The sequence below is a fragment of the Citrobacter sp. Cf116 genome (assembly GCF_030336505.1).
GTDB lineage: Bacteria > Pseudomonadota > Gammaproteobacteria > Enterobacterales > Enterobacteriaceae > Citrobacter > Citrobacter freundii.
This window is the reverse complement of record NZ_JAOWEQ010000034.1, coordinates 192,823-218,637: the sequence shown is the minus strand read 5'-3', so window position 1 is coordinate 218,637 and position 25,815 is coordinate 192,823. Positions and strand designations below refer to the sequence as shown.

Below are 25,815 nucleotides of genomic sequence, written 5' to 3'. Positions count from 1 at the left end.
TATAGGTATAAGTCGTAAATTATTGCCGGATAGCGATTTCGCTTATCCGGCCTACACGTTGCTGCTAATGGGCAGTTAGCATATACGAGGTAAAGGTTCGGCGTGTGGTAAATCGAGGGTTCGTTTCACGCCGTAAAGTCCGGCCAGACGCACACCTTTGCGTTCTACCACTTCGCCAATCATTGCGGCATCGCGTCCTAATGGATGCGCGCGCAGCGCGGCAAGTGCCGTTTCAGCGGCCTGACGTTCAACGGCAATCACCAGCTTACCTTCGTTAGCAAAGTTGAGCGCATCCAGTCCCAGCAGTTCGCAAACTCCACGCACTGCGGGCTTCACGGGCAAGGCTGCTTCAGACAGCTCAATACCAAACCCGCATGATGCGGCAAATTCATGCGTTACCGCATTCACGCCGCCACGGGTGGCGTCACGCAGCGCCTTCACGCCAGGAATATCACGCAGCGTCTGGATAAGCGGCGTCAATACCGCGCAGTCGCTGACCAGTTCGCCATCAAGACCCAACTGTTCGCGCAGGTTAAGGATGGTTGCGCCGTGATCGCCAAGCGTACCGCTGACCAGCAGCACATCGCCCACGCTCAGGGTCTGTGCGCCCCAGTGAATGTTGGCGGGGATCGCGCCCATTCCGGCGGTGTTGATAAAAAGTTTGTCCGCCGCGCCGCGCTGTACAACCTTGGTGTCGCCGGTGACGATGGCGATACCCGCTTCGCGCGCGGTTGCCGCCATGCTGTTAACGACGGTTTTCAGCGTCTCCATTGGTAAACCTTCTTCGAGGATAAAACCGCAGGAGAGATAGCGCGGGATCGCGCCGCTGACCGCCACGTCGTTAGCCGTACCACAGATAGCCAGCTTGCCGATATTACCGCCCGGGAAGAACAACGGATCGATAACATAGCTGTCGGTTGAAAACGCCAGACGATCGCCTTCAGCGACCAGTTGCGCCAGTTCCAGACGTGCCTGATCTTCTTGTTCCGCCAGCCACGGATTCGCGAATGCCTCCATAAACAGACTGTTGATCAACTGCTGCATAGCCTGACCGCCGCTACCGTGGGCGAGTTGTACGCTGCTCATGCTTCACACTCCTGCTGACGATACTGATACCAGGCGGCACATGCGCCTTCTGAGGAGACCATCAGGGCGCCAAACGCTGTCTCCGGGTTACACGTTTTGCCAAATAATGGGCACTGATGTGGTTTACATCTGCCCGTCAGCACTTCCCCACAACGCGCGCGCGGATCGTCATACACCTGCTGCGGCGCTGGCTGGAAATGGGCTTCGGCATCAAAGCGCTGATAGTCAGGCGTCAGGTGAACGCCAGAGGATTCGATAACGCCCAGACCGCGCCATTCGCTGTCGCCATTGACGCAGAACACCTCGGCGATGGCCTGTTGCGCTAACGCGTTACCGGCGTCCGGTACCACGCGACGGTACTGGTTTTCTACCTGGCTGTGCGCGGCAATTTTCTGCTCAATTAACATCACCACGCCTTGCAGGAGATCGAGCGGTTCAAAACCGGCGACCACTAACGGACGATGGAAGTCTGAAGCAATGAAATTATAGGCATCTGTGCCAATCACCATGCTGACGTGGCCTGGTGCTAAAAAGGCGTCAATACCGTTGTCCGGCTGTTCCAGCAGGCTGCGCAGCGTAGGGATAAGCGTGATGTGCTGGCAGAAAAAGTAAAAGTTCTGCACGTCACGCTGCTTTGCCTGTTGCAGAGTGATAGCGGTCGTTGGCATTGTGGTTTCAAAACCCAGACCAAAGAACACCACCTTACGCGTTGGGTTTTCCTGTGCCAGCTTCAGCGCATCCATCGGTGAATAGACGATACGGATATCTGCACCGCGCGCCTTGGCTTGCAGCAGGGAGCCTTGCTTACCCGGGACGCGCATCGCATCGCCAAAGGTGCAGAAAATCACTTCTGGATGGCTGGCGATTTCTACACAGCTGTCGATTCTACCCATCGGCAAAACGCAAACCGGGCAACCCGGACCATGAATAAACTCCACGTTTTCCGGTAGCAACTGGTCGAGGCCGAATTTGAAGATAGCGTGGGTATGACCACCACAAACTTCCATGATGCGCAGTGGGCGTTCAGCCGTGTAGGGGAGGTGGGCGGCACGTTCAGACAGGTGCTCTATCAGTTGCATCACCTGCTCTGGTGCGCGGTATTCGTCAACAAAACGCATTTATTTTTCCTCGCCGTACAGCAACGCGCCGACATCCGGCTCAACGTCAAACATGTTTTGCAGCGCGTCGAGCGTATCGCGCGCTTCAGCTTCATTAATGATGCTCATGGCAAAACCGACGTGGACCAGTACCCACTGGCCGAGGCGCGGTTGGCCATGTTCATCACAGCTACCGACCAGCGTCAGGTCGACGTCGCGCTGAATACCGCAAACGTCGACTTTGGCCTGGTTGCCATCAATGGTGCGGATTTGACCCGGAACACCTATGCACATCGCTGCGTCTCCAGCCAGGAGAGCCATTGATCCATCCCTTCACCACTGGTGGCGGAAATCAGGATAATCTCAATTCCCGGGTTCACTTCCCGGGCGCTGGCGATGCATTTTTCAACGTCAAAATTGAGGTACGGTAGCAGATCCACTTTGTTGAGCAGCATCAGCGATGCGGCGGCAAACATATGTGGATATTTCAGCGGTTTGTCTTCACCTTCGGTGACGGAAAGCACGGCCACTTTATGGCGCTCGCCGAGGTCGAAGCTGGCAGGGCAGACCAGGTTGCCGACGTTTTCAATGAACAGAATGCCGTTATCGTCAAGCGGCAAACGCGGCGCGGCGTCAGCAATCATTTGTGCGTCAAGGTGGCAGCCTTTACCGGTGTTGACCTGAATGGCGGGCGTGCCTGTGGCGCGAATACGGGCAGCATCGTTCACCGTCTGCTGGTCACCTTCAATAACGGCGCACGGCACGCTATCTTTCAGCTTCATCAGCGTTTCGGTCAGCAGCGTGGTTTTACCGGAGCCCGGGCTTGAAACAAGGTTCAGCACCAGATGCTGACGGGCCGCAAAGCGGGCACGGTTGCGTTCGGCCAGGCGGTTGTTTTTGTCCAGTACGTCAATTTCCACTTCCAGCATACGGCGTTGGCTCATACCTGGTGCGTGGGTTCCTGCCTCACCGTGACCGTAGTGCAAATCGCCTTCTTCGGTCTGGCTCGGTGTGAAATTTGAGGTCTTCACACCGGTAATATTCAGCGCTGGACGAGCCGCTGGGGCAAATGGCGCGCTGCGAAACGCCGAGTGGGGATTATGCTCATCACCCTCTATATATAGGTTGCCTTCAGCGCAACCACATGTCGTACACATCGCTCACTCCTGATCTTTTTACTTGCGATACATCTGTTGCCGGATGACTGCGTTGCCTTATCCGGCCTACAAACGAGCTCTTTCTGTAGGCTGGATAAGACGCTTAAGCGTCGCCATCCGGCGCTGGAGTCTGATCTATTTCAATACGTCGAATCTGTAGGCCGTCATCGGCCACAATTCTCAGCATATCGCTGTTGCATTGCGGACATCGGCGCACGCGTTGCGTCAGTAACGTGACGTATTGTTGACAAGATTCGCACCAACATTCGGCTTCTTGTTCTTCGAGGTGGAGTTTACAACCTTCTGCAAGGGTCCCGCGGCATACCAGATCAAAACAAAAGGAGAGAGCGCTGGTTTCTACGCAAGAAAATGCGCCAATTTTGAGCCAGACCCCAGTTACTCGCTGAGCACCGTGTTGCGTGGCCTGTTGTTCAATCAATTCCAGTGCCCGTTGGCAGAGGGTTATTTCGTGCATACCGCCTCCTGTGAAGTTGCCGTATCAAAAGCAATAAGCATGCCAGGTTGATTTTTTTCATTCGTGACAATGACGATAATGACGAAATGACATGTCGTCACCCGCCTTTAATTTTTTATCTATATGAAAATTAAGAAATTTAATTTTGGCATGAAATATGCTTAAGGCTGTTCATCTCTGCTAAACGGGTAACCTGACATGACTATTTGGGAAATAAGCGAAAAAGCCGATTACATCGCTGAACGGCATCGTCGCCTACAGGACCAGTGGCGTATTTACTGTAACTCGCTGGTTCAGGGGATCACCCTGTCGAAAGCGCGTTTGCATCATGCAATGAGCTGTGCGCCGGACAAAGATCTCTGCTTTGTCCTTTTTGAACACTTCACTATCTACGTCACGCTGGCGGATGGCTTCAATAGCCACACCATCGAGTACTACGTCGAAACAAAAGATGGTGATGATAAGCAACTGATTGCACAGGCACAGTTGACCATCGACGGTCAAGTCGATGAGCGTTTCAGTAACCGCGATCGCGAACAGGTGCTGGAGCACTATCTCGAGAAAATCGCCACCGTCTACGACAGCCTGTACACCGCGGTTGAGAACAATATGCCGGTGAATTTAAGCCAACTGGTTGAGGGACATAGCCCGGCTTAAGCCTCAGGTGCTGTCCACTTTGTCATGATGCGGTTTACATACTGCGTCACGATGTTTTAGGGAATGGACATGTCGAAAAATGTCGAAATGACATTTTGCAGACATGTTTTCGTCAAAAATGACTATCACCTGAGGAATGCCTGGTGAATCGTTTTGTAATTGCTGACTCCACTCTTTGTATTGGCTGCCACACCTGTGAAGCCGCCTGCTCAGAGACACATCGCCAGCATGGCCTGCAGTCAATGCCGCGCCTGAAAGTGATGTTAAATGAAAAAGAATCCGCGCCGCAGCTTTGCCACCAGTGTGAAGATGCGCCTTGCGCCACCGTGTGTCCGGTTAATGCCATTAACCGCGTTGATGGCGCCGTACAGCTGAATGAAAGCCTGTGCGTAAGCTGCAAACTGTGCGGGATCGCTTGTCCGTTTGGCGCGATAGAGTTTTCTGGTAGCCGTCCGCTGCATATCCCGGCAAACGCCAATACGCCAAAAGCGCCTCCGGCTCCGCCAGCGCCTGCTCGCGTGAGTTCGCTGCTGGACTGGGTTCCAGGCGTTCGTGCCATCGCGGTGAAATGCGATCTGTGCAGTTTTGATGAGCAAGGTCCGGCCTGCGTGCGCATGTGTCCGACCAAAGCCCTGCACCTGGTGAGCAACATGGATATCGCCCGCGCCAGCAAACGTAAGCGTGAGCTGACTTTCAATACCGATTTCGGCGATCTCACCTTGTTTCAGCAGGCTCAGAGTGGGGATGCAAAATGAGCGCAATTTCACTGATTAACAGCGGCGTGGCCTGGTTTACAGCGGCTGCGGTTCTGGCATTTCTGTTTTCATTTCATAAATCGCTGAGCGGCTGGATTGCTGGAGTTGGCGGTGCGGTCGGCAGCTTGTGTACGGCAGCCGCTGGTTTTACCGTTCTGACTAATGCGCTGGCGGTGAGCGGCGTGATGCCGTTTATTGGGCACAGTCTGCAAATTACTCCGCTGAATGCTATCTGGCTGATTACGCTGGGACTGTGCGGCCTGTTTGTCAGCCTGTACAACATTGACTGGCATCGTCATCCGCAGGTGAAAGCTAACGGCCTGCTGGTGAATCTGCTGATGGCCGCGGCGGTATGTGCGGTGGTTGCCAGCAACCTCGGTACGCTGGTGGTGATGGCGGAAATCATGGCGCTGTGTGCCGTGTTCCTCACCGGCTGCAGTAAAGAAGGCAAACTGTGGTTTGCGCTGGGGCGTATTGGTACGCTGCTGCTGGCGGTTGCCTGCTACCTTGTGTGGCAACGTTACGGCACTCTGGAGCTGCGTCTGCTAGACCTGCGCACCCAGGAGCTGCCGCTCGGGTCTGACATCTGGCTGCTGGGCGTGGCAGGTTTTGGCCTGCTGGCCGGGATTATTCCTCTGCATGGTTGGGTGCCACAGGCACACGCCAATGCCAGCGCACCGGCTGCGGCACTGTTCTCTACCGTCGTCATGAAGGTTGGTCTACTGGGTATTCTCTCCCTGTCGCTGCTGGGCGGTAATGCACCGCTGTGGTGGGGGGTTACGCTTCTGGTGTTGGGCATGATCACCGCATTTGTTGGCGGTCTGTATGCGCTGATGGAACACAATATCCAGCGCCTGCTGGCGTACCACACGCTGGAAAACATCGGCATTATTCTGCTGGGGCTAGGCGCTGGCGTGACCGGGATTTCCCTGAATCAACCGGCGCTGATTGCGCTGGGTTTGACCGGCGGTCTGTACCACCTGGTAAACCACAGCCTGTTCAAAAGCGTTCTGTTCCTGGGCGCAGGCAGCATCTGGTTCCGTACCGGTCATCGTGATATCGAAAAACTGGGCGGTATCGGCAAACGCATGCCGGTTATCTCTCTGGCGATGTTGGTTGGCCTGATGGCGATGGCCGCGCTGCCGCCGCTGAACGGTTTTGCCGGTGAGTGGGTTATCTATCAATCCTTCTTCAAGCTGGGTAACAGCGGGGCGTTTGTCGGTCGTCTGTTAGGACCGTTGCTGGCGGTTGGGCTGGCAATTACCGGCGCGCTGGCGGTGATGTGTATGGCGAAAGTCTATGGCGTAACGTTCCTTGGCGCACCGCGTACGAAGGAAGCTGAGAATGCCTGCTGCGCACCAATCCTGATGAGCGTGAGCGTCGTTGCGCTGGCTATCTGCTGTGTGATTGGCGGCGTGGCTGCGCCGTGGCTGCTGCCGATGATCTCCTCTGCCGTTCCGCTGCCGCTGGAAACTGCGAACACCACCGTTTCTCAGCCAATGATCACGCTGCTGCTGATCGCATGTCCGCTGCTGCCGTTCATCATCATGGCAATTTTCAAAGGCAACCGTCTGCCGTCGCGTTCACGCGGTGCGGCATGGGTGTGTGGTTACGATCACGAGCAGTCAATGGTCATTACCGCGCACGGTTTTGCCATGCCGGTGAAAGAAGCCTTTGCCCCGGTACTCAAACTGCGTAAGTGGTTGAATCCGGTATCACTGGTTCCGGGCTGGCAGAATGCGGCTGCGCCGGTGCTGTTCCGTCGCCTGGCGCTGATTGAACTGGCGGTGCTGGTGGTGATTGTGGTTTCACGAGGAGCCTGAAAATGAGTGTTTTATATCCGTTAATTCAGGCGCTGGTGCTGTTTGCCGTTGCGCCGCTGCTGTCCGGCGTTACCCGCGTGGCGCGTGCGCGTTTGCACAATCGCCGTGGTCCTGGCGTTTTGCAGGAATACCGCGACATTATCAAACTGCTGGGTCGTCAGAGCATTGCGCCTGCGGATTCCAGCTGGGTCTTCCGCCTGACGCCGTTTGTGATGGTGGGCGTGATGCTGACTATCGCCACTGCGCTACCGGTAGTGACCGTTGGCTCACCGCTGCCACAACTGGGCGATCTGATCACCTTAATTTACCTGTTCGCCATTGCCCGTTTCTTCTTCTCTATCGCGGGACTGGATACCGGTAGCCCGTTTACCGCCATTGGTGCCAGCCGTGAAGCGATGCTCGGCGTGCTGGTTGAACCTATCCTGTTGCTGGGGCTGTGGGTAGCGGCACAGGTTGCGGGTTCAACCCATATCAGCAATATCGCCGATACCATTTACCACTGGCCTGCTGCGCACAGCATCCCGCTGATTCTGGCACTGTGTGCCTGTGCTTTCGCCACCTTTATCGAAATGGGCAAACTGCCATTCGATCTGGCAGAAGCAGAGCAAGAGCTGCAGGAAGGTCCATTGACTGAATACAGCGGCAGCGGTTTTGCCGTGCTGAAATGGGGCATTAGCCTCAAGCAACTGGTCGTTCTGCAAATGTTCGTTGGTGTGTTCCTGCCGTGGGGACAGATGGAAACCTTCACCGCGGGTGGGCTGCTGCTGGCGCTGGTGATTGCCGTCGTTAAGCTGGTCCTCGGCGTGCTGGTCATCGCCCTGTTCGAAAACAGCATGGCGCGTTTGCGTTTTTGCGCCACTTCACGCGTGACCTGGGCCGGTTTTGGGTTTGCGTTTTTAGCGTTCGTCTCCTTGCTGGTGGCGTGATTTAAGAGAGTTTGAGCATGTCTGAAGAAAAATTAGGTCAACAATATCTCGCTGCGCTGCATCAGGCCTTTCCGGGCGTGGTACTGGATGAAGCCTGGCAGACCAAAGATCAGCTGACGATCACCGTCAAGGTGAACTACCTGCCGGAAGTGGTGGAGTTCCTGTACTACAAACAGGGCGGCTGGTTGTCCGTGTTGTTTGGTAACGACGAACGCCAGCTGTGCGGCCATTACGCTGTTTATTACGTGATGTCGATGGAGCAGGGCACCAAATGCTGGATAACCGTCCGCGTTGAAGTCGATGCCAACAAGCTGGAGTTCCCGTCCGTCACGCCGCGCGTTCCGGCTGCGGTCTGGGGCGAGCGCGAAGTGCGCGATATGTACGGTTTGATCCCGGTTGGTTTGCCGGATGAGCGCCGTCTGGTACTGCCCGATGACTGGCCGGACGAACTCTATCCGCTGCGTAAAGACAGCATGGATTATCGTCAGCGCCCGGCGCCGACTACCGATGCTGAAACCTACGAGTTCATCAACGAACTGGGCGACAAGAAAAATAACGTGGTGCCGATTGGCCCGTTGCACGTCACCTCCGATGAACCTGGTCACTTCCGCCTGTTCGTGGACGGCGAGAACATTATCGATGCCGACTACCGTCTGTTCTATGTCCACCGCGGCATGGAGAAACTGGCGGAAACCCGTATGGGTTACAACGAAGTGACGTTCCTGTCAGATCGCGTGTGTGGTATCTGCGGCTTTGCGCATAGCACCGCCTATACCACTTCCGTTGAGAATGCGATGGGCATCGTGGTGCCGGAACGTGCGCAGATGATCCGTGCCATTCTACTGGAAGTTGAGCGTCTGCACTCGCACCTGCTGAACCTGGGCCTGGCCTGTCACTTCACCGGTTTTGACTCCGGCTTTATGCAGTTCTTCCGCGTGCGTGAAACGTCGATGAAGATGGCTGAGATCCTCACCGGGGCACGTAAAACTTACGGTCTGAACCTGATCGGCGGTATCCGTCGTGATCTGCTGAAAGAAGATATGATCCAGACCCGTCAACTGGCGCAGCAGATGCGTCGTGACGTGCAGGAACTGGTCGATATGCTGCTCAGTACGCCGAATATGGAACAGCGTACCGTTGGTATTGGTCGTCTGGATCCGGAAATTGCCCGTGACTTCAGTAACGTCGGCCCGATGGTTCGCGCCAGCGGCCACGCGCGTGACACCCGCGCCGATCACCCGTTTGTCGGCTATGGTCTGCTGCCGATGGAAGTTCATAGCGAGCAAGGCTGCGATGTTATTTCTCGTCTGAAAGTTCGTATTAATGAAGTCTACACCGCACTAAATATGATCGACTTTGGTCTGGATAACCTGCCGGGCGGCCCGCTGATGGTGGAAGGCTTTACCTACATTCCTCACCGTTTCGCACTGGGCTTTGCTGAAGCGCCGCGCGGAGATGACATTCACTGGAGCATGACCGGCGACAACCAGAAACTGTATCGCTGGCGCTGCCGTGCGGCGACCTACGCCAACTGGCCGACGCTGCGCTACATGCTGCGTGGTAATACCGTTTCCGATGCGCCGCTGATTATCGGTAGCCTCGATCCCTGCTACTCCTGTACTGACCGTATGACCGTGGTCGATGTACGTAAGAAGAAGAGCAAAGTCGTGCCGTACAAAGAACTTGAGCGCTACAGCATCGAGCGTAAAAACTCGCCGCTGAAATAAGGAATCGCCATGTTTACCTTTATCAAAAAAGTCATCAAAACCGGGGCACCGACGTCGTCGTATCCGCTGGAGCCGATCGCGGTCGATAAAAACTTCCGTGGCAAACCGGAACATAATCCGCAACAGTGCATCGGCTGTGCGGCCTGTGTGAATGCGTGCCCGTCGAACGCGCTGACGGTCGAAACCGATCTGGCCACCAATGAGCTGGCGTGGCAGTTCAACCTCGGTCGCTGCATCTTCTGCGCCCGTTGCGAAGAAGTTTGCCCGACGGCGGCGATCAAGCTGTCGCAGGAGTATGAGCTGGCGGTGTGGAAGAAAGAGGATTTCCTGCAGCAGTCCCGCTTTGCGCTGTGTAATTGCCGCGTATGTAACCGTCCGTTTGCGGTACAAAAAGAGATTGATTACGCCATTGCGCTGCTTAAGCACAACGGTGATAGCCGCGCGGAAAACCACCGTGAAAGCTTTGAGACCTGCCCGGACTGTAAGCGCCAGAAATGCCTGGTGCCGTCTGATCGTATTGAACTGACTCGCCATATGAAAGAGGCCAGCTGATGAGCAATTTATTAGGCCCACGTGACGCCAACGGTATTCCGGTACCGATGACGGTGGATGAATCCATTGCCAGCATGAAAGCGTCGCTGCTAAAAAGCATCAAGCGTTCAGCGTACGTTTACCGTGTGGACTGCGGCGGCTGCAACGGTTGCGAAATCGAAATCTTCGCCACGCTTTCTCCGCTGTTTGACGCCGAACGTTTTGGCATCAAAGTGGTACCGTCCCCGCGCCATGCGGATATCCTGCTGTTTACCGGCGCGGTAACCCGTGCCATGCGCTCTCCGGCGCTACGCGCCTGGCAGTCTGCGCCAGACCCGAAAATTTGTATCTCTTACGGTGCTTGCGGTAACAGCGGCGGTATTTTCCACGACTTATACTGCGTATGGGGCGGCACGGACAAAATCGTACCGGTGGATGTCTATATCCCTGGCTGCCCGCCAACGCCTGCAGCCACGCTGTATGGTTTTGCCATGGCGCTGGGTCTGCTGGAACAAAAAATTCACGCGCGTGCGCCGGGTGAACTGGACGAACAGCCCGCCGAAATTCTGCATCCGGATATGGTTCAGCCGCTGCGAGTGAAGGTGGATCGCGAGGCTCGCCGTCTGGCGGGATACCGCTACGGTCGCCAGATTGCTGATGACTATATGACGCAGTTAGGGCAGGGCGAGCATCAGGTGGCGCGCTGGCTGGAGGCGGAAAACGATCCGCGTCTGACCGAGATCGTCACGCATCTTAACCATGTTGTCGAAGAGGCGCGTATCCGATGAGTGAAACGGTGGTGTTCAGTCAACTGAGCCGTAAGTTTATTGATGAGAACGATGCGACGCCCGCTGAGGCGCAGCAGGTTGTCTATTACAGCCTGGCGATTGGTCACCACCTTGGGATCATCGATTGCCTGGAAGCGGCGTTAACTTGTCCATGGGACGAATATCTGGCATGGATTGCTACCCTTGCTGAGGGAAGCGAAGCTCGCCGGAAAATGGAAGGTGTGCCGAAATACGGCGAGATCGTTATCGATTTCAACCATGTGCAAATGCTGGCACGCGCGTTCGATGATGCGCGTGCCGTACAGACCCCGCAGCAGCAGGAGTGGAGCAAACTGATGCTTAGCATGCTGCACGACATACACCAGGAAAGCGCCATCTATCTGATGGTGAGGAGACACCGTGACTGACGTTTTATTATGTGTGGGTAACAGCATGATGGGCGATGACGGCGCGGGCCCGCTGCTGGCTGAAATGTGTGCTGCAAATCCTCAAGGCAACTGGGTTGTCATCGACGGTGGTAGTGCGCCAGAAAACGATATTGTCGCCATCCGTGAACTGCGTCCGCAACGTTTGTTGATTGTTGATGCTACCGATATGGGGCTGAACCCAGGTGAAATCCGCATTATCGATCCCGATGACATTGCCGAGATGTTCATGATGACCACCCATAACATGCCGCTGAATTACCTGGTCGATCAGCTGAAAGACGACGTTGGTGAGGTGATTTTCCTCGGCATTCAACCGGACATCGTCGGTTTTTACTACCCGATGACACAGCCGATCAAAGATGCTGTTGATACCGTCTATCAGCGATTAGCCGGTTGGGAAGGACACGGTGGATTCTCCGAGCTGGAAGCGCCAGAAGAGTAAACCGTATCAGTGCCGGATGTGAACGACATCCGGCCTGTTTTCCCAGTGTATCCTCGTCATTCAATTGCCTGCTCAATAATTAATTTCCCCTGCATCACTGATACATTCACTGCCGTACCGGTCGGAAATCCAGCTTGTTCCAGCCAGTCGCCGTTCAGCGTGAGCGAGGCGTGCCGACTGATTCGTCGCGTGTAACCCGTTTTTGGATCTTCATGGCGTTTTCTGACATAGCTGACTTTCAAGCGACGTACCGGTTTGGTGATTACCTCTGCTGATTTACCCTTTTTATCAAACATGCACGCTTCCTTGTGGTGAACGGCCAGGATTAAAAACTACTGAATAAAATGCCAGTAAAAAAGGATGAGGGCAAACCTGAAACTGGAAGGACGATTCCACATCTGGAATGTAATAAATGAAATGAAAATATGTAATTCTGCCGGAAGACTGTAACCCCCTCCGGCAGATCTGTTATGCCAGATCGGCGCCGTTGCTGGCGATTACTTTTTTGTACCACCAGAATGATTTCTTACGGGTGCGCTCCAGCGTGCCGTTGCCCGCGTCATCGCGGTCCACATACACAAAACCGTAGCGTTTGCTCATCTCACCGGTTGAGGCAGAAACCAGATCGATACAGCCCCAGGTGGTGTAACCCATCAGGGGCACGCCATCTTCAATCGCGTCTGCCATGGCGCGAATATGTTCGCGTAAATAGCTAATGCGATAGTCGTCATTGATCTCACCATTGGCATCGATTTCATCCTTCGCTCCCAGCCCGTTCTCCACCAGAAATAGCGGTTTCTGGTAGCGGTCATACATCATATTCATGGTGATGCGCAGACCAAGCGGATCGATGCCCCAGCCCCATTCGCTGGCCGCAATATACGGATTACGCAGCGACTTCACCACGTTGGCGGCGCTGGTATTGCCGGTGTTCATTTCCGCCGAGGCGCAGCGCGATGCGTAATAGCTGAACGAGACGAAATCGACGGTGTTTTTCAGGATGTCGTCATCTTCTGGGGATTTTTCTATGACCACGCCTTTTTCGCGAAACACGCGGGCAGAATAAGCCGGGTAGGCCCCGCGCGCCTGCACATCAATAAAGAACAGGTTTTCGCGGTCTTTTTCCAGCGCGGTCCACACATCTTCTGGTTTACAGGAATAAGGATAAAAATTACCGCCAGCCAGCATACAACCGACCTGGTTTTGCGGATTAATTTCATGGGCTATTTTAGTCGCCAGGGCACTGGCTATCAGTTCGTGGTGAGCGGACTGATATTTCACCTGATCCTGATTTTCACCTTCTTCAAATACCAGCCCGGCGCCTGAAAAGGGGCTGTGCAGCATAATGTTGATTTCGTTGAACGTCAGCCAGTACTTCACCAGACCGTCAAAGGTCTCGAAGCAGGTACGGGCGTAGCGGGTAAAGAACTCAACCATTTTGCGGTTACGCCAGGAGCCGTACTCGGTGACCAGATGCATTGGCACATCGAAGTGACATAGCGTGACTAATGGCTCAATACCGTATTTTTTACACTCGGCAAACACGCTCTGGTAAAACGCGATGCCCTCTTTATTCGGCGTCAGCTCATCGCCGTTAGGGTAGAGACGGCTCCAGGCAATGGAAGTACGAAATACCGTAAAACCCATTTCTGCCATCAGCGCGATATCTTCTTTATAGCGATGATAAAAGTCGATCGCCTGATGGCTAGGATAAAATTCGTTATCCCGCAGCGCAAAGCGCTTTTCCTGACCCAGCTTGACGGGCATCCGATGTGTGCCGTGGGGGATCATATCGACGGTAGTCAGTCCTTTGCCGCCTTCCCGGTATGCCCCTTCAGACTGGTTGGCGGCCAGTGCGCCGCCCCATAAAAATCCTTGCGGAAAAACAGACATAATTAACCTCAGTTCATACCAGTCAAATGCTGGCTCCATTGATATTGCCCGGTTGTGCGGCCTGGTTTTTTCTGGCCTGCGCGGCTGCATCTTCGACAGGGATATCTTCAAAGCCGAGAATCAGCGTTAATACAAAGGAAAGCACTACCGCCAGCGCCATCACGCCAAATACCCAAACGATGGTCATCGGATTGACCGGATCGAAAAACTGGACGCTGGTGAACAGGCCAGGAGCTGCCATGGAGTGGCTTGCAAGTCCGGCCATTCCGGCAACGGCACCGCAGATAAAACCGCTGATAAGACTTGCAATTAGTGGTCGTTTCAGGCGGATCGCTACGCCATAAAGCGCAGGTTCGGAAATCCCCGCCATGATGGCGGAGGCGGCTGCCGCTAACGCCGTCTGACGCAGTTCCGGGTTTTTGGTTTTCCATGCCACTGCCAGCGATGAACCACCTAACGACAAGTTGGCGCCGATTTCCGACGGCATCACCATGCCTTCTTTTCCGGTTTCGGCAATGGTCTGAATAATGGTTGGCGTGAAGACGCGATGCATACCGGTCATTACCAGCAGCGGCCACAGCGCACCCATAATGGCCACCGACAGCCAGCCGAGATAGCCGTGAATGGTATAGACCAGCGCTGAAATTGCGCTACCGATCCAGATACCGATCGGGCCAATGATGACGATGGCGAGTGGCGCGGCGATCAGCACGATTAGCATTGGTTTGAGGAAGTTTTTGGTTACCGCCGGAGTAATACGATCGACCCAACGTTCGATGTATGACAGGCACCAGGTCATCACCAGCGCCGGGATCACCGTGTAGGTGTATTTCACTGCCGTCACCGGGATTAGGGCAAACTCAACGTGCTCACCCTGCGCAGCCTTCGCCATCAGATCGATGAAGCTGGGATGCACCAGTACGCCCGCGATGGCGATTGCCAACGACATGTTGGTTTTGAATTTGATAGCGGCCGACGCGGCGACCATCAGCGGCAGGAAGAAAAATGCGCCGTCACCGATAACGGTAAGAATGGTGAGCGTGGACGATCCTTTCTCCAGCACGCCGGTCATTTCGAGGATCATTGCCAGCAGCTTGAGCATTGATCCACCGATAATTGCCGGGATCAACGGCGACATGGTGCCGATCAGCGCGTCGAGGATCCCCGCGCCAATCCGCTTCAGCGTCAGTCGGGGTTTGGTTTGCGGCTCAGCGGGCTGCATATTGGCAGGCAACAGGCTGACCACTTCGCGATACGCCTGCGAAACGGTGTTGCCGATGATCACCTGGCACTGGTTATCGCTACGCACCACGCCAAGTACGCCAGAAAGCGTCTTCAGCGTCGCGCTGTCGACCTGCGAGTCATCTTTGATAACGAAACGCAAACGGGTCATACAGTGGGTCACTGCTGTGATGTTGTCGACGCCTCCCAGAGCCGTCACAACGGAGCGCGCCAGCGCTGCATAATTCTTGGACATCGGATTTAATCCTGTTTTATCAGTAGGGTACGTTATGTTTTATCCGTTTACGTTGGGTCGCTTTTCTGGGTTATGAAACGCAGATAGGAAACCGGTTCCACAAAATAATGTTTAAAATATTACTAGTGAGCAAGATTTAATTTTGATTATTTTTTGTAATTGTGACTCCGATCACCAGATGTCAGCGTCTGCGATTTAGCAGCAAGGACAGCGGCGAAACGGTGCAGTACACTGCGTCACATTGAGAGAATAGGGATGAGTAATATGACCACGATGCTGGAGGTGGCGAAGCGTGCCGGGGTGTCGAAAGCGACAGTTTCCCGGGTGCTTTCCGGGAACGGCTACGTCAGCCAGGAGACCAAAGACCGCGTGTTTCAGGCCATTGAAGAGAGTGGTTACCGCCCAAACTTGCTGGCGCGCAGTCTGGCGGCGAAAACCACGCAGACGCTGGGCCTGGTGGTAACAAATACCCTTTATCACGGCGTCTATTTCAGCGAGCTGCTGTTTCATACCGCGCGGATGGCGGAAGATAAAGGACGCCAGTTGTTGCTGGCTGACGGTAAGCACAGCGCTGAGGAAGAGCGTCAGGCGATCCAGTACCTGCTCGACCTGCGCTGTGACGCGATTATGATTTATCCGCGTTTTCTCAGCGTGGATGAGATAGACGATATCATCGATGCCCACAGCCAGCCGATTATGGTGCTTAATCGACGCCTGCGGAAAAACAGTAGCCACAGTGTATGGTGTGATCAAAAGCAGACCAGCTTTAACGCCGTTACTCAGCTCATTGCCGCCGGGCATAAAGAGATTGGTTTTATTACCGGCTCGATGGATTCTCCAACCGGCGTGGAGCGACTTTCAGGTTATAAAGACGCGCTGGCACATCATGGTATCGCGCTAAATAATGATCTGATTGTTAAAGGGAAATGGACGCCAGCCTGCGGCGCAGCGGGTGTGGATACTTTGCTTTCGCGCAAGGTCAATTTTACCGCGCTGGTGGCCAGTAATGACGATATGGCGATCGGCGCGATGAAGCAGTTGCACGAGCATGGCGTGAGCGTTCCTGCACAGGTGTCGGTGATTGGCTTTGATGATATCGCCCTCGCGGCATACACTATTCCGGCGCTTTCCAGCGTTAAAATTCCGGTAACAGAAATGATTCAGGAAACGATTGGGCGCCTGATCTTTATGTTGGGTGACGGGGCGTTTACGCCGCCAAAGACTTTCACCGGTGAACTCATCCAGCGCGACTCAGTTGCGCCGCCCGCTTCGCGCTGACGGCTGTCATTTGTCATCGTCACTAGTGACGATGACACGCTCTTCTTGCGTTCTTCAAAATAAAATTCCTTTAATAACAGTGAATTAAATTCTGGCACGATTTGTGAATGCTTCGGCAGATATTCTGTCATTGCTGGAGAAATTGATGAACCGTTTCATCATTGCAGACGCCAATAAATGCATTGGTTGCCGTACCTGTGAAGTGGCCTGCGTGGTATCCCATCAGGATAACCAGGACTGCGCATCGCTGACCCCTGAAACTTTTTTACCCCGCATTCACGTCATCAAAGGCGTTAATGTCTCCACGGCGACGCTGTGCCGCCAGTGTGAAGACGCGCCGTGCGCTAACGTCTGCCCGAACGGTGCGATCAGCCGTGATAAAGGTTTTGTTCACGTAATGCAGGAACGCTGCATTGGCTGTAAAACTTGCGTTGTGGCTTGTCCTTACGGCGCAATGGAAGTAGTCGTGCGTCCGGTTGTGCGTAACAGCGGCGCGGGTCTGAACGTCCGTGCAGAAAAAGCTGAAGCCAATAAGTGCGACCTGTGCCACCATCGCGAGGCCGGTCCTGCCTGTATGGAAGTGTGCCCGACTCACGCGCTGATTTATGTCGATCGCAATAAGCTTGAGCAACTTAGTGCGGAAAAACGCCGTCGCGCGGCGCTGGATTCCACCGCATCTTTGCTGTTCTGATATCTGAAAATCCGCGTAAAATACGGTAGTACTTATGCCGGATGGCGGCTTCGCCTTATCCGGCCTACTGTTTGCATCCCCGTAGGCCTGATAAGCATCGCGCCATCAGGCTAACCGGGATTGATGACTGCGGGAATAATCTAATGACAATAAACACCCTCTCCGGCGTACAGTTGCGTATTCGCGGCAAAGTACAGGGCGTCGGATTTCGCCCCTACGTCTGGCAACTGGCGCAGCGGTTACAACTGCATGGCGATGTGTGTAACGACGGTGATGGTGTGGTTGTGCGTTTACAGGAAGATCCGGCGGAATTTATTGCGCAGTTACATCAACACTGCCCACCGCTGGCGCGCATTGACAGCGTTGAGAGCGAAGCAATCGCCTGGACGCAGCAGCCTGCCGATTTCTCGATTCGTCAAAGTGCTGGCGGTACGATGAATACGCAAATCGTTCCGGATGCCGCGACTTGTCCCGAATGCCTTGTTGAAATGAATACCCCCGGCGAACGTCGCTACCGATACCCCTTTATCAACTGCACCCACTGTGGTCCACGCTTTACGATTATCCGCGCCATGCCCTATGACCGCCCGTTCACCGTGATGGCGTCGTTCCCACTCTGTGCGCAATGCGACAAAGAGTATCGTGACCCGTATGATCGTCGCTTCCATGCCCAGCCCGTTGCCTGTCCGGCGTGCGGCCCTCATCTTGAGTGGTTCAGCACGGATGAGCGGGCGGAGAAAGAAGAGGCGCTGCAGGCGGCGGTATCGCGACTGAAAGCCGGCGGTATTGTGGCGGTTAAAGGCATTGGTGGGTTTCATCTGGTGTGCGATGCGCGCAATGATGACGCCGTCACGCTGCTCAGGCTGCGTAAACACCGTCCGGCGAAACCGCTGGCGGTAATGCTGCCAGGTGATGACGGACTGCCTGAACCCGCGCGTCGTTTACTCACAACCCCCGCCGCACCGATCGTGCTGGTGCAGAAACGCTATGTCGCTGCATTGAGCGAGGGCATTGCGCCAGGGTTAACGGAGGTTGGAGTTATGCTGCCCGCGAATCCGTTGCAGCATTTGCTCTTACAAGAGATGAATTGTCCACTGGTGATGACCTCCGGCAACCTCAGCGGCAGGCCTCCGGCCATTACCAACGCCCAGGCGCTGGAAGATTTAAGTGCGATTGCTGATGGTTTCCTGCTGCATAACCGCGAAATTGTGCAGCGGATGGATGACTCCGTGGTGCGTGACAGTGGGGAAATGCTGCGTCGTTCCCGGGGTTACGTGCCGGATGCGGTCGCGCTGCCGCCAGGATTTCGCGACGTGCCACCGATGCTGTGCTTAGGCGCGGATCTGAAAAATACCTTCTGCCTGGTGCGTGGCGAACAGGCGGTTATCAGCCAGCATTTAGGCGATCTCAGCGATGACGGCATTCAGCAGCAGTGGCGTGATGCGCTACGCCTGATCCAGAATATTTATGATTTTACGCCACAGCGTATCGTGCATGATGCCCACCCTGGCTATGTTTCCAGTCAGTGGGCCAGCGAAATGAATCTGCCAACCGAAACGGTATTGCATCACCATGCTCATGCCGCTGCATGTCTTGCCGAGCACGGTTGGCCGCTCGATGGCGGCGATGTGATTGCTCTGACGCTGGACGGTATCGGCATGGGGGAAAATGGCGAGCTGTGGGGCGGCGAATGTCTGCGGGTCAACTATCGTGAATACGAACACCTTGGCGGCTTACCGGCGGTAGCGCTGGCGGGCGGCGATTTAGCGGCAAAACAGCCATGGCGCAATCTGCTCGTGCAGTGCCTGCGTTTTGTTCCTGACTGGCAGCGTTACCCAGAAACATCGGGGCTACAGCATCAAAACTGGAACGTACTGGCGCGCGCCATCGAGCGGAGAATCAATGCCCCGCTGGCATCGTCGTGCGGACGACTGTTTGATGCGGTTGCCGCCGCGTTGCATTGTGCGCCGGAATCGTTGAGTTATGAAGGTGAGGCGGCCTGTGCGCTGGAGGCGCTGGCATCGCAGTGTGCAGGTGTTGATCACCCTGTTACGGTGCCGCTTAATGGCAATCAACTGGACTTAGCAATTTTTTGGCAGCAATGGCTGGCCTGGCAGACCGCCCCTGCAGAAAGAGCGTGGGCGTTTCACGACGCGCTGGCGTGTGGTTTTGCCACGCTGATGCGTGAGCAGGCCGAAGCGCGCGGAATTAAAACGTTAGTATTCAGTGGTGGCGTGATGCATAACCGCTTGCTGTCATCCCGGCTGGCGATTTATCTGCGTGATTTTACCTTACTGTTCCCGCAGCGTTTACCGGCGGGCGACGGCGGGTTGTCATTGGGGCAGGGCGTGATTGCCGCGGCGCGGGTGTTGATGCAAAAATAAAAAAAGCCCCGGGACTGGCGGGGCAAGAAAAACATGTCGGGGCATACCGACAAGTGGCAACGCACATCCATGTGTGTGAGGTTAATAAATCAGTAGCAGCGTTGCCGGGCAAAGTCATAGGCCGGATAAGACGCGAAGCGGCGCCATCCGGCATCACAGACTTACACGGGCAACGTTTTCAGCAGCGCAAAGGCCTCTTTCATGCGGTCTTCACTGACGACAAACGCACACAGCTGGCCTTCATCGTTTATCCCTCTGGCGACCATTCCCTGTGCTTCGGCGGTGATGTGCCAGTTCAGATCGCGGCGCTGGGTTTCCCCGGCCAAATGTAAAGGCAGTTCTGGCGTTTTGACTTTTACCAGCATGGCTGGCAGTTTCAATGGCGCATTGCCGCCGAGCAGGTTTTTCGCCAGATACATGGCGCTCAGCTGAATCGGCTGCAGGAACGGGAGCACCTGACCGTTAATCTCTGCACAGTCGCCGAGAGCATAAATGTCCGGGTGGCTGGTTTGCAGGTAGCTGTCGACGCAGACACCACGATTGATGTTCAATCCGGCGCGACGCGCCAGTGCGGTTTCCGGGCGCAGGCCGGTGGCGGCAATCACCGCATCGACTTCTACGTTGCGGCTACGATCGAGCGTGGCGCGAATACCGGTGCTGGTTTTCTCCAGACTCTGAAGCTGTGATTTCAGCAGCAGGTGTACGCCCATATCGGTCAGACGATGCTGTAAGCGACTGCTGACTTCCGGCGGCATCAGCGAAGCCAGAATGCTGGCGGCGTTGTCGATAAGCGTTACCGCTTTACCGGCACGACAAAAATCCATCGCCAGTTCACTACCAATCAAGCCGCCGCCGACAATCAGCACCCGCTGGGCGTCACGCAGCTGCGTTTCACAAGCGCGATACTCTTGTTGGCTGTTCAACGTGAGCATTAACTCACGTCCGGTAACCGGCGGTACAAAGGCTGAAGCGCCCGTCGCCAGCACCAGCTTGTCATACTGCCACTGCTTGTCCTGACTTTTCACTACGTGGGCATCGGCGTTGATGTCGGTTACCCAGGTATGTGGGAACAGGCGCAAATTAAACTGTTCGGCAAACTCCCCCGCCGACTGGCGGGTGAGGTCGTCTGCACGCTGCGACTGACTGATAACATGGCTGAGATCGGGCTTGTTGTACTCATCCATGCTGTCCGCGGCAATCAAGGTCAGCGGAACATTCGCATCCTGCTTACGGATATTTTTGACTAACTGGCGGGCGGCGAAGCCCGAACCAATGATGACAATGCCGTGACTCATTTTGCCTCCGTTGCCAGTACGTCGAAGACGTCTTTACCTAGTGAGCATTCCGGGCACAGGAAGTTGTCCGGAACTTCGCTCCATGGCGTACCCGGTGCAACGTCCTGCAACGGTTCGCCTTTCGCCGGATCGTAAATCCACTGGCACACGCTGCACTGCATGCTTGGACCAAGATCGGCGGCAGCCGCAGCGGCACATGCACAGGCTTCTTCCTGGGCTACGGCTTTCACGGTTGTTTCCGGCAATGGAGCCAGCGCCCACTGACGCGCGATTTCACGGCCGTGCTGGCGGCACAGTTCCAGTGCATCCTGGTCCGGACGCCATTTCGCTTTCAGGCTCAGTGACATCTCGAAACCTGCATCCTGCAAACGCGTGGACAAACGGTCTACTGCACCGCCGCTCCAGCCGTGTGAACCAAAGGCGCTGGCACGCTTGTTACGAAAACGCAGGCCGGTCATCTCTTCCACCAGACCGGCGATTTTCGGCATCATCACGTTGTTCATTGTGGAAGTCCCGACCAGCACGCCTTTAGAGCGGAAGACGTTGGTCAAAACTTCGTTTTTGTCGCTGCGGGCGACGTTAAAGATTTTCACCGCTACATTCGGGTCAACTTCGTTGATGCCCTGGGCAATCGCGTCCGCCATCATGCGGGTGTTGTTGGACATAGTGTCGTAGAAAATGGTGATGCGGTCTTCCTGATAATCTGCCGCCCATTTCAGGTACAGCTCAACGATTTGTGTCGGGTTGTCGCGCCATACCACGCCATGGGAAGTGGCAATCATATCGACCGGCAGGTTGAAGCCGAGGATCTCAGTAATTTTCGGTGTAACCAGACGGCTGAATGGCGTCAGGATGTTGGCGTAGTAACGCTGGCACTGTTCGAACAGTTCAGTCTGGTCAACTTCGTCGTTAAACAGACGTTCGTCGCAGTAGTGCTGACCGAAGGCGTCGTTACTGAACAGCACCGCATCGCCGGTCATGTAGGTCATCATACTGTCCGGCCAGTGCAGCATCGGCGTTTCAACGAAGATCAGCTGCTTGCCGTTACCAATGTCCAGCGAATCACCGGTTTTCACTACGTTAAAGTTCCATTCCGGGTGATGGTGGTGCCCGTTGATAGAGTCAATGGCGTTGGCGGTGCAGTAAATCGGCGTGTCCGGGATGCAGGACATCAGCTCGGTCAGCGCCCCGGCATGGTCTTCTTCAGCGTGGTTAATGATGATGTAGTCGATATCCGCGAGGTCAATTTCACTGCGCAGGTTCTGCACGAATTCACGACTAAACTTGTGGTCTACTGTATCAATCAGAACATTTTTTTCTTCACGGATGAGGTAGCTGTTGTAGCTGCTGCCGCGCAGCGTTTTGTATTCAGTTCCGTGGAAATCACGCACTTCCCAGTCACGTTGGCCAACCCAATGAATGTTATTTTTAACCAGAATAGACATAACAACCTCAATTAATTCAGCGTTTTTCAAAAAAGATGTTTTGCTAATTGCAGGTTGCGTGCCAACTTTTTATTTGTTTGATTTTAAAGGATTAGTTGTTATACCACCTATAAGGTGGTAGTCAAAATGACTATATGTTTTATTGTCAATATGACAATATGAATTGTCAAAATGACAATGAGGTAGCCATGAGCTTTTCCGTAGACGTGCTGGCGGGCATCGCCATTGAATTACAAAGCGGTATTGGGCATCAGGACCGTTTTCAACGACTGATAACCACCTTGCGTCAGGTGCTGGAGTGCGACGCGTCGGCACTGCTGCGCTACGAGTCGCGACAGTTTATTCCGCTGGCGATCGATGGGCTGGCGCAGGATGTTCTCGGCAGACGCTTTACTCTGGAAGGGCATCCGCGTCTGGAGGCGATTGCCCGCGCCGGGGACGTGGTTCGTTTCCCTGCCAACAGCGATTTGCCAGATCCGTATGATGGTCTGATTCCGGGGCAGGAGAGTCTGAAGGTGCATGCCTGTATTGGGCTGCCGTTGTTCGCCGGTCAAAATTTGATTGGTGCGTTAACCCTGGATGGCATGGAGCCTGATCAGTTCGATGTTTTCAGCGATGAGGAGCTTAGGCTGATTGCCGCGCTGGCGGCTGGCGCATTGAGCAATGCGTTGCTGATTGAACAGCTGGAAAGCCAGAATATGCTGCCAGGTTCGTCGACGGCTTTCGAGCAGGTGACGGAAACCCAGATGATTGGCCTGTCGCCCAATATGATGCAGTTGAAAAAAGAGATTGAGATTGTGGCGGGGTCCGATCTCAACGTGCTGATTAGCGGCGAAACAGGGACCGGGAAGGAGCTGGTGGCTAAAGCTATCCATGAAGGTTCACCGCGCGCGGTGAATCCACTGGTGTATCTGAACTGCGCGGCGTTGCCGGAAAGCGTTGCCGAAAGCGAACTGTTTGGTCACGTAAAAGGCGCGTTTACCGGGGCTATCAGCAATCGTAGCGGTAAGTTTGAAATGGCCGACAATGGGACGCTATTTCTCGACGAGATAGGCGAACTCTCGCTGGCGCTACAGGCTAAGCTGCTGCGCGTATTGCAGTACGGTGATATTCAGCGCGTAGGTGACGATCGCAGCTTGCGCGTGGATGTACGAGTGCTGGCGGCGACGAACCGTGATTTACGCGAAGAGGTGTTGGCTGGGAATTTCCGTGCGGATTTGTTCCACCGGCTGAGCGTCTTTCCCCTTTCGGTACCGCCTCTTCGTGAACGCGGTGAAGACGTGGTGCTGCTGGCAGGCTATTTTTGCGAGCAATGTCGGCTGCGGCTGGGACTGTCCCGCGTGGTGTTAAGCCCCGGTGCGCGTAGCCATCTGTTGAGCTACGCCTGGCCCGGGAATGTGCGCGAGCTGGAACATGCCATTCACCGCGCGGTGGTTCTGGCAAGGGCGACCAGAGCAGGGGATGAAGTGGTGCTGGAGACGCAGCATTTTGCCCTGCAGGATGAAGCGCCAGTAACACCGGCGGCGGAAGTTGTTGCGGAGATCCCACAGCATCACAACCTGCGTGAAGCAACAGCGTCGTTCCAGCGGGAGATGATCCGCCGGGCGCTGGCACAAAATAACCATAGTTGGGCGGCAAGTGCGCGGGCGCTGGAAACAGACGTCGCCAACCTGCACCGGCTGGCGAAGCGTCTGGGGTTGAAGGATTAGATAATACCGGCCTGATAGAAATCCTGCAGGTTGATAGCACCGGTGAGTTTACCGTTTTCATCGACCACCGGTGCGGCAGTGATTTTGCGCTTCATCAGGATCTCTTTGGCGTCAATCGCGCGGCTCTGCGCCTGCAGTGTAATGCCATTCTGGGTCATTGCTTCGCTAACCTGAGTGGTGAGCGCTCCGCCGCCAACCAGCCAGCGGCGCAGGTCGCCGTCGGTAAAGACCCCTTTCACCAGTGACTGTTCGTCGCAGACCGCGACCAGGCCAAGACCCGTGCGGCTGAGCTCCAGCATCGCGTCCATGACGCTGGCGGTAAGCGTCACCTGCGGGATGGCATCGTCACGGCGCATCAGATGATGCACTTTATTTAACAGACGAGCGCCCAGCGCACCTGCCGGATGCGAGCGGGCAAAATCTTCCTCGTTAAAGCCGCGCGCCTGCATTACGGCGATTGCCAGCGCATCGCCCATCATCAACGTATTTACGGTACTGGACGTCGGTGCCAGGCGCATCGGACAGGCTTCGCGCTCAACGGAAATATCCAGCACGGCTTTGGCGGCCAGGCCCAACGGTGAGGTCGGTTTTCCGGTCATTGCCAGCAGGGCGACGGATTTGTCTTCCAGGCGCGGAATGATGAGATCCAGCTCTTTCGCACCGCCGGAGTAGGAGATAAACAGCATGACATCACGGCTTTCGATCATCCCTAAGTCACCGTGCAGCGCTTCCGCCGGATGCACAAAAAAGGCAGGCGTGCCGGTACTGGCGAGGGTCGCCGCAATTTTTTTGCCAATATGACCTGATTTACCAATACCGGAGACAATGACTTTGCCTTCACAGTGGATGATAGTATTGGCGGCGCGGACAAAATCATCGCCCAGTCGCTCAGGCAAACGGCTGGCTTCCTGTAGTTCCAGCATTAACGTCTGACGGCCCGCGTTCAGTAGTGCATCACTCATTGGTTTCTCCGGTTATGATCACTTCAATCCCTTTTGCTTCCAGCGCCTGACGAAATGCAGGGTCGATACCTGCATCGGTAATCAGCTTGTCGACGCTTTCCAGACTGCATACAACATTAGGACTTTTGCGCCCAAATTTTGACGAGTCAGCCATCAGAATCACTTCGCGAGCGGCATTACACATCGCTTTACTGACGCTAAACACCTCATTAAAAGTGGTCACGCCGGCATTGAGATCAATGCCATCGGTGCCCATGAAGAGTTTATCAAAGCTGAACTGCTCAAAGGCGTTTTCTGCCAGCTGACCGTGAAATGACGCAGATTTTTTGCGAAAGGTCCCGCCCGGCATCAGGATGGTTTGCTCGTTGTCCAGCTCCGAAAGGGCGTTAACAATGTGCAGACTGTTGGTCATGACGGTGATATTGCTAAAGCGCGTGAGCATCGGCACCATCTGCAGTACGGTGCTGCCCGCATCCAGGATAATAGAGTCTCCATCGTGTATAAAACGGACGGCAGCTTCGGCAATCTGCTCTTTTTTATGCGTATTAATTAGCGTTTTGTGATCGATTGGCGGATCGGATTCGTCTTTATTTAATACTACGCCGCCATAGGTACGAATGACGGTTCCGGCGTTCTCCAGAATGACCAGGTCTTTGCGAATGGTCGTGCCAGTCGTGTCAAAGTAGTGGGCCAGTTCTTCAACCGAGCATTTTCCCTGCTTTTGCAGGTGCTCCAATATGGCAGCCTGACGCTGACGAGGTTTCATAGGCGTGATTACCCTGACTTATG

At 54.9% G+C, this 25,815-nt stretch carries 25 protein-coding genes; 13 read left to right on the top strand and 12 right to left on the bottom strand.

The window, feature by feature from the left end:
* Positions 1–75 precede the first annotated feature (75 nt).
* The 5 genes from hypE to hypA form a co-directional block, all read right to left on the bottom strand.
* Entirely contained in the window at positions 76–1,086 is a 1,011-nt protein-coding gene (gene hypE / locus OGV74_RS06530) for a hydrogenase expression/formation protein HypE (protein WP_003037416.1), read from the bottom strand.
* On the bottom strand, positions 1,083–2,204 hold the full coding sequence (gene hypD, locus OGV74_RS06525; protein ID WP_003037413.1) for a hydrogenase formation protein HypD: 1,122 nt from the start codon (positions 2,202–2,204) through the stop codon (positions 1,083–1,085). Before hypD ends, hypE begins: the two co-directional genes overlap by 4 nt.
* Complete coding sequence (gene hypC / locus OGV74_RS06520; RefSeq protein WP_003037411.1) at positions 2,205–2,477, bottom strand: hydrogenase 3 maturation protein HypC; 273 nt, start codon at positions 2,475–2,477, stop codon at positions 2,205–2,207. It abuts the gene before it with no gap.
* Entirely contained in the window at positions 2,468–3,340 is an 873-nt protein-coding gene (gene hypB / locus OGV74_RS06515; protein ID WP_003037409.1) for a hydrogenase nickel incorporation protein HypB, read from the bottom strand. The genes hypC and hypB overlap by 10 nt, the downstream gene beginning before the upstream one ends.
* 103 nt (positions 3,341–3,443) lie before the next feature.
* Complete coding sequence (hypA, locus tag OGV74_RS06510) at positions 3,444–3,815, bottom strand: hydrogenase maturation nickel metallochaperone HypA (protein ID WP_003037406.1); 372 nt, start codon at positions 3,813–3,815, stop codon at positions 3,444–3,446.
* Between the two features lie 198 nt (positions 3,816–4,013).
* Here hypA and hycA point away from each other — a divergent pair, with 198 nt between their 5' ends.
* From hycA to hycI, 9 genes are all read left to right on the top strand, one after another.
* A complete protein-coding gene (gene hycA / locus OGV74_RS06505) occupies positions 4,014–4,472 on the top strand; it encodes a formate hydrogenlyase regulator HycA (protein WP_003840271.1) in 459 nt (152 codons plus the stop codon).
* 143 nt (positions 4,473–4,615) lie between these two features.
* A complete protein-coding gene (gene hycB / locus OGV74_RS06500; RefSeq protein ID WP_003825909.1) occupies positions 4,616–5,227 on the top strand; it encodes a formate hydrogenlyase subunit HycB in 612 nt (203 codons plus the stop codon).
* A complete protein-coding gene (hycC, locus tag OGV74_RS06495; protein WP_032938321.1) occupies positions 5,224–7,050 on the top strand; it encodes a formate hydrogenlyase subunit 3 in 1,827 nt (608 codons plus the stop codon). The genes hycB and hycC overlap by 4 nt, the downstream gene beginning before the upstream one ends.
* Positions 7,051–7,052: 2 nt before the next feature.
* Entirely contained in the window at positions 7,053–7,976 is a 924-nt protein-coding gene (locus OGV74_RS06490; RefSeq protein WP_003037395.1) for a respiratory chain complex I subunit 1 family protein, read from the top strand.
* A gap of 17 nt (positions 7,977–7,993) precedes the next feature.
* Positions 7,994–9,703: a formate hydrogenlyase subunit HycE gene (gene hycE / locus OGV74_RS06485; protein ID WP_003037393.1), complete on the top strand. Its 1,710-nt coding sequence runs from the start codon at positions 7,994–7,996 to the stop codon at positions 9,701–9,703.
* A 9-nt stretch (positions 9,704–9,712) separates the two neighbouring features.
* Complete coding sequence (gene hycF, locus OGV74_RS06480; protein WP_003037391.1) at positions 9,713–10,255, top strand: formate hydrogenlyase subunit HycF; 543 nt, start codon at positions 9,713–9,715, stop codon at positions 10,253–10,255.
* Positions 10,255–11,022, top strand: coding sequence for a formate hydrogenlyase subunit HycG (gene hycG, locus OGV74_RS06475; RefSeq protein WP_003037388.1), 768 nt, complete (start codon positions 10,255–10,257; stop codon positions 11,020–11,022). The genes hycF and hycG overlap by 1 nt, the downstream gene beginning before the upstream one ends.
* A complete protein-coding gene (locus OGV74_RS06470) occupies positions 11,019–11,429 on the top strand; it encodes a formate hydrogenlyase maturation HycH family protein (RefSeq protein WP_003037385.1) in 411 nt (136 codons plus the stop codon). Before hycG ends, OGV74_RS06470 begins: the two co-directional genes overlap by 4 nt.
* Positions 11,422–11,892: a hydrogenase maturation peptidase HycI gene (gene hycI, locus OGV74_RS06465; protein WP_003037382.1), complete on the top strand. Its 471-nt coding sequence runs from the start codon at positions 11,422–11,424 to the stop codon at positions 11,890–11,892. The genes OGV74_RS06470 and hycI overlap by 8 nt, the downstream gene beginning before the upstream one ends.
* Before the next feature lie 56 nt (positions 11,893–11,948).
* Here the strand turns inward: hycI and OGV74_RS06460 are convergent, their stop codons facing one another.
* The 3 genes from OGV74_RS06460 to ascF all read right to left on the bottom strand — a co-directional run bounded on the left by OGV74_RS06460 (position 11,949) and on the right by ascF (position 15,262).
* Positions 11,949–12,188 (bottom strand): SymE family type I addiction module toxin, encoded by a 240-nt coding sequence (locus OGV74_RS06460; protein WP_003037379.1) that lies wholly within the window; start codon positions 12,186–12,188, stop codon positions 11,949–11,951.
* Positions 12,189–12,360: 172 nt separating this feature from the next.
* On the bottom strand, positions 12,361–13,785 hold the full coding sequence (locus tag OGV74_RS06455; protein WP_086504968.1) for a 6-phospho-beta-glucosidase: 1,425 nt from the start codon (positions 13,783–13,785) through the stop codon (positions 12,361–12,363).
* Positions 13,786–13,807: 22 nt separating this feature from the next.
* Positions 13,808–15,262, bottom strand: a complete 1,455-nt coding sequence (gene ascF, locus OGV74_RS06450; RefSeq protein ID WP_086504480.1) for a PTS cellobiose/arbutin/salicin transporter subunit IIBC — start codon at positions 15,260–15,262, stop codon at positions 13,808–13,810.
* 264 nt (positions 15,263–15,526) lie between these two features.
* On the opposite strand from ascF, the gene OGV74_RS06445 reads away from it, so the two are divergent.
* The 3 genes from OGV74_RS06445 to hypF all read left to right on the top strand — a co-directional run bounded on the left by OGV74_RS06445 (position 15,527) and on the right by hypF (position 19,615).
* Positions 15,527–16,540, top strand: coding sequence for a LacI family DNA-binding transcriptional regulator (locus OGV74_RS06445; protein WP_016150882.1), 1,014 nt, complete (start codon positions 15,527–15,529; stop codon positions 16,538–16,540).
* Positions 16,541–16,685: 145 nt separating this feature from the next.
* Positions 16,686–17,231 (top strand): electron transport protein HydN, encoded by a 546-nt coding sequence (hydN, locus tag OGV74_RS06440; protein ID WP_003037366.1) that lies wholly within the window; start codon positions 16,686–16,688, stop codon positions 17,229–17,231.
* 143 nt (positions 17,232–17,374) lie between these two features.
* Complete coding sequence (hypF, locus tag OGV74_RS06435; RefSeq protein WP_286520551.1) at positions 17,375–19,615, top strand: carbamoyltransferase HypF; 2,241 nt, start codon at positions 17,375–17,377, stop codon at positions 19,613–19,615.
* 161 nt (positions 19,616–19,776) lie between these two features.
* Here the strand turns inward: hypF and norW are convergent, their stop codons facing one another.
* Positions 19,777–20,910: an NADH:flavorubredoxin reductase NorW gene (gene norW, locus OGV74_RS06430; protein ID WP_086504478.1), complete on the bottom strand. Its 1,134-nt coding sequence runs from the start codon at positions 20,908–20,910 to the stop codon at positions 19,777–19,779.
* Positions 20,907–22,355 (bottom strand): anaerobic nitric oxide reductase flavorubredoxin, encoded by a 1,449-nt coding sequence (gene norV / locus OGV74_RS06425; RefSeq protein ID WP_003037359.1) that lies wholly within the window; start codon positions 22,353–22,355, stop codon positions 20,907–20,909. Before norV ends, norW begins: the two co-directional genes overlap by 4 nt.
* Positions 22,356–22,543: 188 nt before the next feature.
* Here norV and norR point away from each other — a divergent pair, with 188 nt between their 5' ends.
* A complete protein-coding gene (norR, locus tag OGV74_RS06420) occupies positions 22,544–24,064 on the top strand; it encodes a nitric oxide reductase transcriptional regulator NorR (RefSeq protein WP_086504477.1) in 1,521 nt (506 codons plus the stop codon).
* Here norR and gutQ read toward each other — a convergent pair.
* Positions 24,061–25,026 (bottom strand): arabinose-5-phosphate isomerase GutQ, encoded by a 966-nt coding sequence (gene gutQ / locus OGV74_RS06415; RefSeq protein ID WP_086504476.1) that lies wholly within the window; start codon positions 25,024–25,026, stop codon positions 24,061–24,063. The genes norR and gutQ overlap by 4 nt on opposite strands.
* Positions 25,019–25,792 carry a glucitol operon DNA-binding transcriptional repressor SrlR gene (gene srlR, locus OGV74_RS06410; protein ID WP_003037350.1) on the bottom strand — a complete coding sequence of 258 codons (774 nt, stop codon included), beginning with the start codon at positions 25,790–25,792 and terminating at the stop codon, positions 25,019–25,021. The genes gutQ and srlR overlap by 8 nt, the downstream gene beginning before the upstream one ends.
* Between the last annotated feature and the right edge of the window lie 23 nt (positions 25,793–25,815).